11 protein-coding genes are annotated in these 14,937 nt (G+C 39.4%); 8 read left to right on the plus strand and 3 right to left on the minus strand.

Translation table 11 applies throughout. From position 1 onward, the window contains the following. Positions 1–45: 45 nt before the first annotated feature. The 5 genes from C1A09_RS11620 to cls all read left to right on the plus strand — a co-directional run bounded on the left by C1A09_RS11620 (position 46) and on the right by cls (position 8,196). Positions 46–453 carry a hypothetical protein gene (locus C1A09_RS11620; protein WP_101544356.1) on the plus strand — a complete coding sequence of 136 codons (408 nt, stop codon included), beginning with the start codon at positions 46–48 and terminating at the stop codon, positions 451–453. Positions 454–728: 275 nt separating this feature from the next. Further along, positions 729–944, plus strand: a complete 216-nt coding sequence (locus C1A09_RS11625; protein WP_101544358.1) for a peptidase associated/transthyretin-like domain-containing protein — start codon at positions 729–731, stop codon at positions 942–944. A gap of 32 nt (positions 945–976) precedes the next feature. Next, positions 977–3,493, plus strand: a complete 2,517-nt coding sequence (locus C1A09_RS11630; protein ID WP_101544360.1) for an outer membrane beta-barrel protein — start codon at positions 977–979, stop codon at positions 3,491–3,493. A 210-nt stretch (positions 3,494–3,703) separates the two neighbouring features. Continuing rightward, on the plus strand, positions 3,704–6,646 hold the full coding sequence (locus C1A09_RS11635) for a TonB-dependent receptor (RefSeq protein WP_101544362.1): 2,943 nt from the start codon (positions 3,704–3,706) through the stop codon (positions 6,644–6,646). Between the two features lie 110 nt (positions 6,647–6,756). After that, positions 6,757–8,196: a cardiolipin synthase gene (cls, locus tag C1A09_RS11640; RefSeq protein WP_101544364.1), complete on the plus strand. Its 1,440-nt coding sequence runs from the start codon at positions 6,757–6,759 to the stop codon at positions 8,194–8,196. Here the strand turns inward: cls and rsmD are convergent. The 3 genes from rsmD to C1A09_RS11655 are packed head-to-tail and all read right to left on the minus strand — an operon-like array spanning position 8,191 to position 10,199. Beyond that, positions 8,191–8,727, minus strand: coding sequence for a 16S rRNA (guanine(966)-N(2))-methyltransferase RsmD (rsmD, locus tag C1A09_RS11645; protein ID WP_101544367.1), 537 nt, complete (start codon positions 8,725–8,727; stop codon positions 8,191–8,193). The genes cls and rsmD overlap by 6 nt on opposite strands. Beyond that, positions 8,718–9,497, minus strand: a complete 780-nt coding sequence (locus C1A09_RS11650; protein WP_101544370.1) for a DUF3822 family protein — start codon at positions 9,495–9,497, stop codon at positions 8,718–8,720. Before C1A09_RS11650 ends, rsmD begins: the two co-directional genes overlap by 10 nt. Positions 9,498–9,512: 15 nt before the next feature. Continuing rightward, on the minus strand, positions 9,513–10,199 hold the full coding sequence (locus C1A09_RS11655; RefSeq protein WP_101544372.1) for a hypothetical protein: 687 nt from the start codon (positions 10,197–10,199) through the stop codon (positions 9,513–9,515). Positions 10,200–10,294: 95 nt separating this feature from the next. Between C1A09_RS11655 and C1A09_RS11660 the strand changes: the two genes are divergently transcribed. The 3 genes from C1A09_RS11660 to C1A09_RS11670 all read left to right on the plus strand — a co-directional run bounded on the left by C1A09_RS11660 (position 10,295) and on the right by C1A09_RS11670 (position 14,851). Beyond that, entirely contained in the window at positions 10,295–11,713 is a 1,419-nt protein-coding gene (locus C1A09_RS11660; RefSeq protein WP_101544374.1) for an ATP-dependent DNA helicase, read from the plus strand. A gap of 101 nt (positions 11,714–11,814) precedes the next feature. Beyond that, on the plus strand, positions 11,815–13,953 hold the full coding sequence (locus tag C1A09_RS11665) for a BACON domain-containing protein (protein WP_101544387.1): 2,139 nt from the start codon (positions 11,815–11,817) through the stop codon (positions 13,951–13,953). Positions 13,954–14,032: 79 nt separating this feature from the next. After that, positions 14,033–14,851 carry a hypothetical protein gene (locus tag C1A09_RS11670; RefSeq protein ID WP_101544790.1) on the plus strand — a complete coding sequence of 273 codons (819 nt, stop codon included), beginning with the start codon at positions 14,033–14,035 and terminating at the stop codon, positions 14,849–14,851. The last annotated feature ends 86 nt before the right edge of the window (positions 14,852–14,937 follow it).

Here is a 14,937-nt window from a genome sequence, read left to right on the forward strand (position 1 = left end):
ATTTCATAATCGGTAATTTATAACTAGTAATTTGTAATTGAATTGATGAGAGCTTTACTTCCTGCATATTGTCGCCCACTTGGATATTTTGTGATTGCATTGGGTTTGTTTATTCCCTTCATCATGGCGATGATGGGTAAAGTGACTGATGCCAACCTGTTGTTTTATAAAGAATGTGCCAAACTTTTGATGATGATGGGAGCATTGATGATTTTGTTTGCTTTGACCAAATCCGAAAGTAAAGAAACGGAACAGATACGCAATAAAGCAACGCGGAACGCTATCTTTCTGACTGTACTTTTCGTTTTCGGTGGGATGCTCTACCGGGTGGCGCTGGGTGATCTTTTGACTGTAGACTCTTCTTCTTTCCTGATATTCCTCATATTGAACGTGCTTTGTCTGGAATTTGGTATAAAGAAAGCAACGATTGACGGCCTCTTTAAACGTAAATAACGTAGATTTTAAGATCGCATCGTGTTATCCTTATCTGAGTAGAAATCCGTTTAATTTATGCCTAAGAATTAAAATAACATCCCCAAATTCGCATTTGTCTTTTCAAAATAGTCCTTAGTAACATTTCAAGCTTCTGTTTTAATCTTCAATAGTTCACGATATCTGAACCTAAAAGGTAAATATGATGTATTTTGGAGATAATTGTGGTATATTTTAAACCTTATGTAAGAGATTAGTGCCTATATTTGTATCCGCAATATAAACACTAATACTACATGAAAAAACTTATAGCCGGGATGTTGTTATTACTTTTTACTCCCGGAATTGCTTTGGCGCAAAAGAACACAGTTGTTGTCTCGGGGAAGGTCATCGAGAAAGAGACAAAAGAGCCTATTGAAGCTGCTACGATTCAGCTGCTTGCTTTGCGCGATAGTTCGCAAGTGGCAGGAAATATCACCCAAGAGAAGGGTTATTTTACATTGCCCCTGTAAAGGCCGGAACCTACCTTCTTAAAGTTTCCTTTGTGGGATATAACACTCATTTTCAGTCAGTAGCATTATCTGCTAAAGTACCGTCTAAGAATATCGGTGTCATAGCTTTGGCATCTGATGGAGTGTTGCTTGATGAGGCGCTTATCACAGCAGAAGCTCCTCCGGTAGTGGTGAAAGCCGATACGACAGAATATTCTGCGTCTGCCTATCGTGTTTCTGCAGGTGCTATGCTTGATGAACTGATAAAGAAAATTCCCGGTGTGGAGATCGACGAGGAGGGAAAGATAAAGTTGAATGGTGAAGAAATAAAGAAAATCATGGTGAATGGTAAGGAGTTCTTTGGTGGAGACACGGAAATGTCGCTGAAAAACCTTCCGGCAGACGCTGTGAAGAAACTGAAAGCTTATAAAGAGAAGAGCGACCGCGAACGCCAGACAGGTATTAAAGATGGAAATGAAACGGCGGTATTAGATCTGGTATTAAAAAAGAACAGTGGTTGGATGGGAAATGTGATTGCCGGATATGGTAGTAAAGATCGCTATGAAGAGGGAGTCAATGTTAATCATTTCACGGATGAAGTTAATTTGTCTTTTATCGGTTCTGCCAATAATACCAATGGGAAAGGTTTCTCGGAACTTGGAGAAGCTGGACGGGACTTTGGTAGAGATCGTAGTTGGGGCGGCGGGCAACGTACTAACCAGAACGGTGGTCTTACGTATGCGCGCAAAGGGAAAAAGCTGGATTTGCGAGGAAATGTCCGTTATCGGCATAATGAGGTAGATTCGGATACGGAATCATCTACAGAAACCTTTCTGGGAGAGGAATCTACTTTTTCTAATAATAGGTCGAACAGCAAGAATGGTAGTCACGATTTGAAAGGAGACATGTACTTGGAATGGAAGGTAGACAGTTTGAATACAATTTCCGTAAGGTCGGCTTTGGGCTATCAGAAGAATGACTCTTGGGGCAACTATTGGAACAAGAACCGTGACAATGAACTGAAAGATATCAATGAAACAACTTCGCAAAATTATGGGGATAGCAGGAATTTTAATGTCAGTGGTTCATTCACTTACAATCACCGTTTCAAGAAACGGGGGCGTAACTTTCATGCCTCTGTAAACTTTGGTTATAGTGATAACCAGCGGGATAATTTCAATGATTCTTATTCGCAGTTTTTTAAGCAGGACAGTATCTCGGACATTGAACGTAGGACGGCTGGTAACGGCGATAATCGTAATTGGGGAGTTTTTGCCATGTATTCAGAACCACTTTCCAAACATTATACACTCAGTCTCAGTTATAATTATTCCCATCAAAGCGGCTTGTCCCAATCATTGGTCTATGACAGTATCAACTACGATAATCGCTTTAATCTGGACTATAATAATGGATTGAGTTCGCGTGTGGAGAATTTTTATAACAACCATTATGTAAATCTTTCTATTCAAGGTAACCACCTTAAGCAAGGCGATAACTATAAGGGATTGTTGTATAATGCCGGAGTGGCCTTAAATCCGCGTACTACGGAGAGTAAGACAACAATTGGTCCTAATGCTTTCAAGGATTTACCACGGCAATATGTAGTGAATTGGACGCCTACATTATGGTTGGAATATGTATTTTCTCAACGTGAGAGGCTACGGCTCAATTACAGGGGGAATAGTGAAGCACCTAATATGTGGGACTTGCAGGAGGTGATTAATGTGACTGACCCGATGAACATGCGGTATGGTAATCCGAACCTGAAATCTTCGTTTACAAATAATGTGGATATCAACTATAATCGTTATTCGCCTAAGAGTATGCGAAGTATCTACATGAGTCTGTATTTCAGAAATACAATGAATTCCGTAGCCGACCGTATGACTTATGACAAGGAAACAGGCGCGCGTACCTATCATAAGGTGAATGTGAACGGTAACTGGAATATCGGTTCATGGGGCTCTTTTTATATGCCGTTGAAAAACAAGAAGTTCAATATCGGAGTGAATATGGATTTCAACTATAGAGATCAGGTGAGTTATACTACTGTCAATCAAAAGGGGGAGGATTGGGAACTGAGTACTACACATAATTTTTCGACGGGTGAGACTTTACGTAGTAGTTATCGTAGTGACAAATTCGATGTGTCTTTGAAAGCAACTTTCCGGTATAACAGTATATATAATAGTAAACAGACCGACAGTAACCGCGAAACATTTGACTATACATTAGGTGGGGATACCAACATCCGGTTACCTTGGGATATAGAGATCTCTACAGATTTAAACTGGAGGATACGTGACGGATACAGCGGCAATGCTAACAAAGATGAACTGATGTGGAATGCGCAGATATCTAAGAAATTTCTGAAAAGGAAGCAGGCGATGGTACGTGTCAAAGTATATGACATCTTGCAACAGCAGAATAATCAGTATCGCTGGACAAGCGGTACAAATGTTACGGATATCCGTTTTAATACTTTGACCAGTTATTGCATGGTACATCTTGTCTATCGTTTCGACACTTTGGGAGGTAATAAGAGTGGTAACCGAAAAGATAGATAGTATTATTGTGAACAGTGACCGGTGATACTGCAGGAGTATGCTGGCTACAATGATTTTAGTATATAAAAAATGCAGATTGGTAGATGCTTTGGGAGGAATGGTCGATAATTAAGATATTTCAACATGTAAGGTATTAAACCTTTTGTGTAGAAGTTTGTCAAATGAAGCAGTGTACAAATAAACATTGTTAGTCATTTATAAAAATAGGGCATGAAAAAGATTATCACCGGACTGGCGTTGCTGTTAATAACGACAGTTTCCGCTTTCTCACAAACAAAGAACATTACCGTTTCCGGTCGTGTAGTTGAGGACACGAAAGAACCTGCGGCACAAGCTACTGTCCAATTACTCTCATTACCGGACAGTACGTACGCAGCCGGTATTGCTACTACCGGGCAAGGCTATTTTACCTTACCGAAGGTAAAAGCCGGAAAATATGTATTGAAGGTTTCCTATATTGGTTTTAAAAATAAACTGGTTCCCTTGCAGTTGACTGATGCCAATCCCAACAGGAAAATAGGTACGTTGACGTTGGAAACTGATGCCGTTATGCTGGCAGAGGCAGTGGTTACTGCCGAAGCTCCTCAGGTACAGGTTGTGGAAGATACGATTGCGTTTAACTCTTCTGCTTACCGTACTCCCGAAGGTGCTATGCTTGAAGAGTTGGTAAAGAAGCTTCCTGGAGCCGAAGTCGATGAAGATGGTAACGTGAAAATAAACGGTAAAGAGGTAAAGAAAATCATGGTTGGTGGCAAGGAATTCTTTGGCGGTGATGTGAAAACCGGTTTGAAGAACCTTCCGGTCGATATGGTTGACAAACTGAAAACATACGATAAGAAGTCTGATTTGGCACGTATTACCGGCATTGATGACGGTGAAGAGGAAACAGTACTTGACCTCACGGTAAAGAAAGGTATGAATCAAGGTGTTTTTGGTAATATAGATTTGGCAGGAGGTACGGAAAGCCGTTATATGGGACGCGCTATGGTGAATTATTTCCGCGACAAGACGCAAGTGTCTCTGATAGCCGGTGCGAATAATGTAAACGATCAGGGCTTTTCTGGTGGTGGCGGCGGTCCCCGTTGGCGCCGTAACAACGGATTGACTGCAACTAAAGAATTGGGTGTGAGCTTTGCTACAGAGACTGATAAACTGGAGTTAGGTGGTAGCGCACGCTATAATTATCGGGACAATGATGTGATTAGTCGTGGATATTCGGAAAATTTCTTGTCCAGTGGAAGTAATTCTTCTTTCTCAAATTCTAATTCTTTGAGTAGAAGTAAGAGTCAGAATGTAAATGTGGATTTCCGTTTGGAATGGAGACCCGATACGTTGACGAATATCATTTTCCGTCCTAATCTTTCGTATGGAAAGACGGAAAGCTATTCCGATGGAAAGTCTGCTACGTTCAATGATGATCCTTATAAATATTTCACTAATCCTAATGATTCGCTCAATATCTGGATGAAGCTGATGCGTGCCGATCTGACGGACGATGATGATCCGTTGAAAAAGATTTTGGTGAATACTAATAATAGTCTTTCTAGTAGTAACGGTAATTCTCTTTCCACTAATGCGACGCTTCAGATAAATCGTAAGCTGAACTCAAAAGGACGTAATATTACCTTTCGAGGTCGTTTTAGTTATGGTGATAATGATAGCGAACAGTTCAGTTCTACGGATACGCGATATTTCCAGACGGATAACATTCGGGATGATGATGTGATACGACGTTATATTACTTCACCTGCGTCAAATTACAGTTATAGTGGGCAACTTACTTATAGCGAACCTATTGCGTGGGCAACTTTCTTACAATTCAGCTATCAGTTTCAGTATAACTATACTGAGAGTGATAAAAGTACATATGACCTTTCTAAGCTGGGATGGGAAATGGGTGAACAGCTTCCGGCCGACTATATAAATAATAAGGATATGGATCAAAGTAAGTATGCTGAATATAAAACCTATAATCATGATGCTATGGTGGGATTGCGGTTTATCCGTCCGAAGTATCAACTGAATGCTGGTCTGTCTTTCCAACCACAGAATACGGAACTCACTTATAAGAAGGGTGAAATTGATACGATTACTACTCGTAGCGTTTTTAATTTTGCACCGAATGTGGATTTGCGTGTACGTTTTTCTAAAGTAAGCCAATTGCGTATGACATACCGTGGACGTAGCAGTCAACCTAGTATGGAGAACTTGTTACCAGTGACGGATGATTCTAATCCATTGAATATCAGAATTGGTAATCCAGGATTGAAACCTTCTTTTACGCATAATCTCCGTGTTTTTTATAATACGTATAATGCGGATAAACAACGTGGCATTTTTTCACATGCGAATTTCCAAACCACTCAAAATAGTATCAGTAACAGTCGTGTGTATAATGAAACGACTGGTGGATGGACTACGACTTCCAAAAATATAAATGGTGATTGGCGTGCGTCTGGTTTGTTTGGTTTCAATACGGCATTGAAAAACAAGAAGTTCACTATTAGTTCATATACCAATGCCGATTATACTAATAATGTGGGTTACCTGACTTCTGGTAGAGGTACTGATGCAGTGGAACAAAAAAATACTACTACAAATCTTACTTTGAATGAACGATTGAATGGTACTTTTCGTAATGACTGGCTTGAGTTTGGTTTGAACGGTTCGCTCTCTTATTCAATTGAAAAAGACAAACTGACACCAAGTAATAATCAGGAACCTTATACTTTTTCTTACGGTGCTAATACTACAGTGAGTATGCCATGGAATATGAGTCTTTCTACTAATATTGCCAACCAAAGTCGTCGTGGTTATACGGATGCCAGTATGAACCGTAATGAATTAATTTGGAATGCGCAGCTTTCACAAACTCTCTTCAAGGGAGCGGCGACAGTTAGTTTTGAGATGTATGACATACTGAAGCAACAGAGTAATATCAGTCGCTCATTGAATGCTAACGGTCGTTCGGTTTATGAATACAACGGTGTCAATAGTTATTGTATGTTGCATTTTATCTATCGTCTGAATATCTTTGGTAATAAATCAGCTCGTGAGAGTATGCAAGATGGTGGCAGACGTGGTTTCGGAGGTCCTGGCGCTCCTGGTGGAGGACGCCATGGAGGTGGTTTTGGAGGTAGAAGGCCATTTTGATAAGGCGCTAATATATAGTTAATGTGCTAATGTGTTAATATGTGCATATTAGCACATTAACTATATATTAGTATATTAAATTATCATTTCTTTTTTTTATATTTGCTTGCATGATAGACTGGACTTTCATAGCAAGTGAAATCGCTGCCGTAGCTTTTAATATTCTTTATTTTGGAGCCATTATCGGAACGATTATTGTCATTGTCCTCGATAACCGTAATCCGGTGAAGACGATGTCGTGGATATTGATACTGATGTTCTTACCGGTAGTGGGATTGATTCTTTACTTTTTCTTTGGTCGTAGCCAACGTCGTGAACGTATCATCGGAAAGAAAAGTTACGACCGCCTATTGAAAAAACCGATGGCGGAGTATCTGTCTCAGGACTCCTGTGCTCTTCCTATGAATTATAGTCGTCTCATTTCCTTATTCCGTAATACTAACCAAGCTTTTCCTTTTGATGGTAACCGTGTAGAAACTTATACATTGGGACTTTCAATGTTGCAATCTCTTTTGCGCCAATTGCAGAAAGCGGAAAAACATATTCATATTGAGTTTTATATCTTTGAGGACGATGCAATTGGACGTATGGTGCGCGATGTCCTGATAGATAAGGCAAAAAAAGGAGTAGAAGTACGTGTCATTTATGATGATGTAGGTTGTTGGCATGTACCCCATCGTTTTTTTGAAAAAATGCGCGAGGCAGGTGTCGAGGTACGCAGTTTTCTGAAAGTCCGCTTTCCACTGTTCACTAGTAAAGTGAATTATCGTAATCACCGGAAAATTGTTGTTATTGACGGATGTATTGGTTTTATTGGAGGGATGAATTTGGCAGAACGTTATATGCGTGGCTTCTCATGGGGGATTTGGCGGGATACTCATCTGATGTTGGAAGGAAAAGCTGTACATGGATTACAAACGGCTTTCTTACTCGATTGGTATTTTGTAGACCGTACTTTAATGACTTCTACCCGGTATTTTCCGAAAATAGACAACTGTGGCACTTCGCTGGCGCAGATTGTTACCAGTGAACCGATAGGGCCATGGAAAGAAATTATGCAGGGACTTTTAACAGCAATTTCGGGGGCAAAGAAATATTTCTATATACAAACTCCTTACTTCTTGCCTACCGAGGCGGTAGCTGTTGCTATGCAGACAGCTGCTTTGTCTGGTGTGGATATTCGCTTAATGATCCCTTATCGAGCTGATAATCGGCTGACGCATTTAGGGTCTTGTTCGTATCTTGCAGATATGTTACGTGCCGGGGTTAAGGTTTATTTTTATAAGAAAGGTTTTTTACACTCCAAGCTGATGGTTTCGGATGACGAATTGTCTACGGTAGGGTCTACGAATGTAGATTTCCGTAGCTTTGAACATAACTTCGAGGTAAATGCTTTTATATACGATGCGGAAACTGCTCTCCAGATGCGCGAAATCTTTTTACAGGATCAGCGAGAGTGTATACAAGTATTCTTAAAAAGTTGGAAGAAACGCTCTTGGTATCTTAAAGCTGCCGAGAGTGTGATACGGCTTTTGGCACCGCTCCTATAATTGGAAAAAAGAGAAGTTTACACTTCCGTACACTCTTTTTTCTACAAAATGCTGGTGATTCTCAAAATTATCTTTCTTACCATGTTCCAGGATAAACAGTCCGTCTTCTTTCAAAAAATTATTTTCAAAAATCAGATCAGGTATAGTTTCCAATCCGGTAAGTTCATAAGGAGGATCGGCAAAGATGAAGTCGAACTGCTCTCGTCCGCTTTTTATGTATTTGAATACATCGCCACGGATAGGCAAGCACTTATCGGTCTTCAATTCTTGTATGATTTTGCAAATAAAAGCATAATGATCACGATCTTTTTCTACACTGATAACTTGATCACAACCTCTGGATACCAGTTCAATACTGATACTACCTGTTCCCGCAAAGAGATCGAGAGCGCGTATACCGTCTTCAAAGTCAATATAATTGGATAGTACATTAAACAAGTTCTCTTTAGCAAAATCTGTGGTCGGACGTGCCTTGAAAGAGTGGGGTACATCAAAACGTCTTCTTTTGTATATTCCGCTAATTACTCGCATAGGTTAATGGCTTGGAGATCAATATTAGTGGCAGGATTCATGATGAATACCTGTCGGATAAATTTTCTCAGTTCGGATAATAATTGGTTTTTGTCAGATAAGTATCCTGTAAGGTGTAATTCGTCACGTTCCTGTTCCATACCAAGCTGTTTCCAAATATAAAGTAGATAATAGATTTGATCGTTGATCTCCTTACAGGCAAAAGAATTGGCAAGTAACAAACGTCCACATTCGTAAGTATAAATGTTTACGGCATCTTTGCACAAATGAGCATACATCTTTCTACTATTTCCTAAACGGCTTTTGGTTGCAAAGAACTCTATGAGTGGACTGGTTTGAGAGTAAAATTTAATGTTGGGATATTGTTCATTCAAGAAAGTACAAGTACTCTTATCCATACCAAATAATACTACGATATTGTTTTTCTGTAGAATATTGTATTGCACTGTTTCGTTTTCCTTTCGTGGATGGTTATGATAGAATACCGTTTCTGCTTGTTCATCTTCAAAAAACTCCAAAGGAATGAATGTAAATCGCTTGTCTGCCATTATCACATTGACACGGCGGAAGGGATGCTTTAACCATTCCACATCACGGAAAGTTTGTTTCAGATTGGCAGTGAGGGATAGGGACTTGTTTACATCATGTTCATAGAAAAAAAAATTACCATCATTCAAGGGATTGAATACAGAAAAAGAAAATCCATCCGTACTAAGACGGATGGATAAGGTATATTGTTCCGATTTACTAAAATCAGTTGTTTCTATCATACGTATGATGGAAGATTATTCCCAGTTACCAGCGTTGTTGTTAGCTGTTTCCAAACTACCAATCATCAAACCGGAATATTTACCCAACTTAGTTTGTACATCTTTCAGGTTAGCGATTTCTTGTTTATCCAAACCATTCAGGTAAACTTCGTATGGAGTCTTAACTTCGAGCAGACAGAAAGGAGCACCGGATTTTGCTGTATCATTTTTGATAGCCATTTCAAACTGTACACCGTTTCCAAAAGGAACATATCTCATAGAGTCTGCATTGAAACCTTTTGGGAAGATTGTATCCAAAACAGCTACCCACAAAGTATCACGTTTGAAGTTTTCCAATCCCCATTTTTTTACATCCGCATAATTACCGGTTTTCTTAGCTTTATTGATGATGTTGATAGCCTTCTTTTCTGTAAGACCATCTTCCAATTGTTTATCACTCAATTCACCTTGTTTATAAATGAACGGAAGTTTCTGGTTTTTAACGAAATCAATCAATGTGTCAAAGCTTGCTGTGTATTGCTGATTGTGCAAACCGCGATACTCCAACTGTGCCTTACGGATGTCAATCAAACGAGCGATGACTGCCGCATCTCTGTGCTTTTTAGCTTTTTCAAAGTTTATAGGACCCATAATGCTGGTATAGCAGATATAAACTAAGACCAGAGCACATAAGCCTAAAACGATATTAAATACTGTTTTCATGATAAATATGTTTTTTAGTTGTTATATTCGCACCGCAAAAATAAAAGAAATAAATTTAAAAACGATAGTTACCGTTACTTTTTTCTCTTACAAAAATGATAAATAACTATTTAGAAAGGCAAATTAAGGAAAATTTTCCTTATCAACCAACTCCCGAGCAAGAAATTGCTGTAAAATCTTTATCAGAGTTTCTTCTGTCGCCCCGTAGTGAGGTGGTTTTCTTGCTTCGTGGTTATGCCGGAACGGGTAAAACTTCGTTAGTAGGGGCATTGGTCAAAACATTGGATAAGTTACAACAAAAGTCAATTTTGTTGGCTCCAACGGGACGTGCGGCAAAGGTTTTTTCAGCTTATGCGGGGCATTCAGCGTTTACAATTCATAAAAAAATTTATAGACAACGATCTTTTTCTAATGAATTGAGTAATTTTTTGGTGAACGATAATTTGACGACACATACCTTATATATAGTAGATGAAGCGTCGATGATTTCCAATGAAGGGTTGTCCGGTTCGGCTTTTGGTACGGGGAGATTACTGGATGATTTGGTACAATTTGTTTATTCCGGACAGAGATGTCGTTTGTTGCTGATGGGAGATACGGCACAGTTGCCGCCGGTTGGCGAAGAACAAAGTCCTGCTCTCTATGCCGAAGCTCTAAAGGGGTATGGGCTCGAAGTCGTTGAGGTGAATTTAACTCAGGTGGTAAGACAAGAACAACAATCGGGGATTTTGTGGAATGCTACCCGGTTACGCCAATTGATAACAGAGGATAACTGTATCTCTTTACCGAAAATAAAGGTAACAGGTTTTGCAGACATAAAGGTACTACCGGGTAACGAGTTGATTGATGTTCTGGAACAGTGTTATAGTCGTGATGGAGTGGATGATACCATTGTGATATGCCGTTCCAACAAGCGAGCTAATATTTACAATAACGGTATTCGTACCCAAATACTCTGGCGTGAGGATGAATTGAATACAGGCGATTTACTTATGGTTGCGAAAAATAATTATTATTGGACGGAGAAAGAGAAAGAATTGGATTTCATTGCTAATGGTGATACGGCTGTTGTTCGGAGAGTTGGGAGTACACGTGAATTATATGGTTTCCATTTTGCAAATGTCACTCTGTCTTTTCCTGATTACAATGATTTCGAATTGGATGTAAATCTGTTATTAGATACTTTACATAGTGATGCACCGGCACTATCCAAAGTTGACAACGACCGCCTTTTTTATATGGTGTTAGAAGACTATGCTGATATTACCATAAAGCGTGAACGAATGAAGAAGATGAAAGCGGATCCTTATTATAATGCCTTACAAGTGAAATATGCATATGCTGTAACTTGCCACAAAGCGCAGGGTGGGCAGTGGAAGAATGTTTTCCTTGATCAGGGATATATGACAGATGAGTATCTGACACCTGATTATTTTCGTTGGTTGTATACCGCATTTACACGAACTACAGGTACGTTGTATCTAGTGAATTATCCGTCTGTACAGGTAGAATAAAAATTATTTGTTTTATTTTTCTTTATAATTTTGCTTTATTTTATTTTTTTCCTTTATATTCGTAATATTATTTTTATTAAACAACAAACACGAATATTACGATGAAACATTCTACTCTTTTTGGGGAAGGGAAGGTACTATTCTTTCTCTTTTTAGTGTTGCTTTTTGGGGGGAGTTTGCAGGCTTGTTCTGATGATGAAACACCTCTTACGTTAGAAATCAGTGATGAAGAACTGGTATTTGGTTCTGATGCGTCTTCGAAGAAGATAGAAATTAAATCTTCTGCTGTTTGGGAAGCTAAAGTAGTTTCCGGTGCTGATTGGTGTAGTTACAAAGATGAAACTAATGGGGTTGTTTCGATAACTGTAAAAGCTAACGACTCTGGTGCTAAGCGTGAATCGAAAATACTTTTTACATGTGGCACGTTAAAGAAGGTACTTCTTGTTATTCAGGAAAATATTGAACCTATGCTTGAAATTACTGAAACTGAACTTTCATTCGATGTGGCCAGTGGCAGTAAGGAAATACAGGTACAGAGTAATATACAATGGAAAGCAGGAGTAATGACTGCCGGAGCAAGTTGGGTTACATGTGTTGTGAAAAAGGAGAAACCGAATATACTGGTCATCGCTGTGGAGTCAAATTCTGCCATGCACCAACGTAAGGCTATTGTCAGTGTTACAGCTGGTTCTTTGAAGAAAGAAATTTCTGTAATTCAAGCCCCTTATGTCCCCTCCGTATTATACTCGCGTATAGAACCTAACTTTGATTTTTCTTTGCTGGAGGATGATTTTGGGAATACTCTTCCTGATTTTAGTAATATAGGCTATAAAGGTGGTGAAGTTGAGATACCTGAAGCTCCTGTTGTCAAAGTCCTTTCTGCACCAATGCAGGGTGTGGATGCTACTTCCATGATTCAAAATGCTATTGATGAAGTTTCTCGGATGCCGCTTACGGACAATATCCGTGGAGCAATTCTTTTGCAAAAAGGACAATATGAAGTGTTTGGGTCTTTGGCTATAAAGGCTAGTGGAGTAGTACTTCGTGGTGAAGGCGATGGAGAAGATGGTACCATATTGGTAGCTGCCGGTAAAAAAGCAGGTTATGATGCACATCATAGGCTCATTAAAATAGCAGGTTCCGGAAAATTGACCCCATCTGCGCCTTCTTCTAACAATATCAAAGAGGCTTATGTTCCTGTAGGGCGTTTCTGGGTTACAGTAAATAACCCTGGTTCTTTCCAGGTTGGTGATGATGTCACTATTTATCGTCCCGGTACCAATGAATGGATTCATGACCTTAAGATGGATCAAATAGAAGGTGGCTCAGGTGTTAAGCAGTGGGAAGCCAGTGGCTATAATTTTGCTTATGAACGTGTAGTTACTAAAATTATTGACGACACTCTTCATTTTGATAATCCTATTATGATGGCTATGGAAACTCGGTATGGTGGTGGAGCTGTGTATAAGTCAACTTTTTCGGGACGAATAAACCATTGTGGTGTAGAAAATATGCAGATTATCAGTGAATATGACAAAACCAAAAAAGATAAGACTGGTTATTATAATGATGAAGATCATAGTTGTACGGCTATTGATATGACAAAGACTGAACATAGTTGGATACGTAATGTTACTTCCAAATACTTTGCCTATGGTTTGGCTGAACTGAGAGATAATTCTCGTTATATTACGGTGAAGGACTGTAAATGTTTTGATGGGGTAGCGGTGCGTACCGGAGGGCGACTTTATTCCTTCTTGATGGATGATGTGTCATCATGTTTGGTGATAGATTGTGAAACTACTGAAGGACGGCATGATTGTGTTACTGGTAGTAAGGGAGTAGGACCCAATGCTTTTGTAAGGGTGAAAATACGAAATTCTCATGCCGATGCAGGACCACATCACCGCTGGAATATTGGTACACTCTACGATAACATTGACAGTGACGGACAAATCAATGTGCAAGATCGTGCCGATATGGGTTCCGGACATGGATGGGCAGGTGCCAATCAGTTTCTTTGGAATTGTAAAGGAGGTAGAATTACCGTTCAAAATCCATGGGTATCTGCCAAAAACTTCAGTATCGGTACCAAGGGAAACAAGCATGAAGGAGCTCGTAAGGGAAGACCCGATGGCGTATGGATTATGCAAGGAAAAGATGTCACTCCGGTGTCACTCTATGATGCACAATTGGCATTACGTAAACAAGACGGACGATTGTATCATACTGGAAAATAAGTGGAATATCTATTTCTCAGTGCAGTATTTGTTGCTATTTTGCATTCCTATATATAAGGAACAACTAAAATCTAAGACAATGAAACATGCTTATTACATATTAACTTTGATATGCTTGATGCTGGTTGGTGCCAGTTGTGAAGAGGATTATCGGGATATGGTAATCTTTGAGGGGATTGAACCTATCTATCAAATTGGGACTTGTGATAACTTGATTTCTTCTGTTACATTATATTTGGCAAATACAAAAGAGATAGTATTAGGAATTGATGGAGGAGATGGTAATTATAACCTTATTAATGAACATGAGTCTGTGGCAAATGTAGCGTTTACTAAAGATGTTAACGGTTACCGGCGTATTAAGATTCAACCTCTGATGGAAGGTGAAACGATATTGCGTATCATGGATGGCTCGGGTACTGGAACTAAACTTTTCATTACAGTGAAAAATCGTCATCAGTGTAAAATGATGAAAATGGGCTTTGAATATGGAATTAGCGAAGGTGCATCTATGGATTTGCTGGCTAGTGTGCAGAAAAATCTGGCCGAACGGCCTTGGTTGAAAGACAACGGATATTACTTGTTGGTACCAGATGATGACTCTTCTTTTTGGGAGAAAGGTATACTGGAGATTTATCCGGAAGGGAAAGAAAGTATACCTTTTATTGGCCGTTACGATACAATTTTCGTAGAAGATGAAGAAGGAGATATGCGGGTCGTGTGGCAATTTACTTATGGTAATGAAAAGAGGTTTTATACCCGAACTCTTCTTTCTTCTTCCGGTAATACGGCAAAGTGTGTACTTGCTGAGAATATCACAGAATTTTGCCCTTCCGGTTTGTTGCCTCAGGGTGTGACAGTTGTTTTTCGGGAATTGTTTAGCCTTGGTATAGAATAATATCAGATTATATTTTGTCTGTAAAAAAGGACTCCGCTTTCGATATTTAGCCGAAAGCGGAGTCCTTTTTATTAGGTAAGATCAGT

Source organism: Bacteroides cutis (assembly GCF_900241005.1).
GTDB lineage: Bacteria > Bacteroidota > Bacteroidia > Bacteroidales > Bacteroidaceae > Bacteroides > Bacteroides cutis.

Excerpts from the sequence above, each read along its gene's own strand:
- C1A09_RS11620 (WP_101544356.1), top strand. The coding sequence starts at position 46 with ATGAGAGCTTTACTTCCTGCATATTGTCGCCCACTTGGATATTTTGTG.
- C1A09_RS11625 (WP_101544358.1), top strand. The coding sequence starts at position 729 with ATGAAAAAACTTATAGCCGGGATGTTGTTATTACTTTTTACTCCCGGA.
- C1A09_RS11635 (WP_101544362.1), top strand. The coding sequence starts at position 3,704 with ATGAAAAAGATTATCACCGGACTGGCGTTGCTGTTAATAACGACAGTT.
- cls (WP_101544364.1), top strand. The coding sequence starts at position 6,757 with ATGATAGACTGGACTTTCATAGCAAGTGAAATCGCTGCCGTAGCTTTT.
- rsmD (WP_101544367.1), bottom strand. The coding sequence starts at position 8,727 with ATGCGAGTAATTAGCGGAATATACAAAAGAAGACGTTTTGATGTACCC.
- C1A09_RS11650 (WP_101544370.1), bottom strand. The coding sequence starts at position 9,497 with ATGATAGAAACAACTGATTTTAGTAAATCGGAACAATATACCTTATCC.
- C1A09_RS11655 (WP_101544372.1), bottom strand. The coding sequence starts at position 10,199 with ATGAAAACAGTATTTAATATCGTTTTAGGCTTATGTGCTCTGGTCTTA.
- C1A09_RS11660 (WP_101544374.1), top strand. The coding sequence starts at position 10,295 with ATGATAAATAACTATTTAGAAAGGCAAATTAAGGAAAATTTTCCTTAT.
- C1A09_RS11665 (WP_101544387.1), top strand. The coding sequence starts at position 11,815 with ATGAAACATTCTACTCTTTTTGGGGAAGGGAAGGTACTATTCTTTCTC.
- C1A09_RS11670 (WP_101544790.1), top strand. The coding sequence starts at position 14,033 with ATGAAACATGCTTATTACATATTAACTTTGATATGCTTGATGCTGGTT.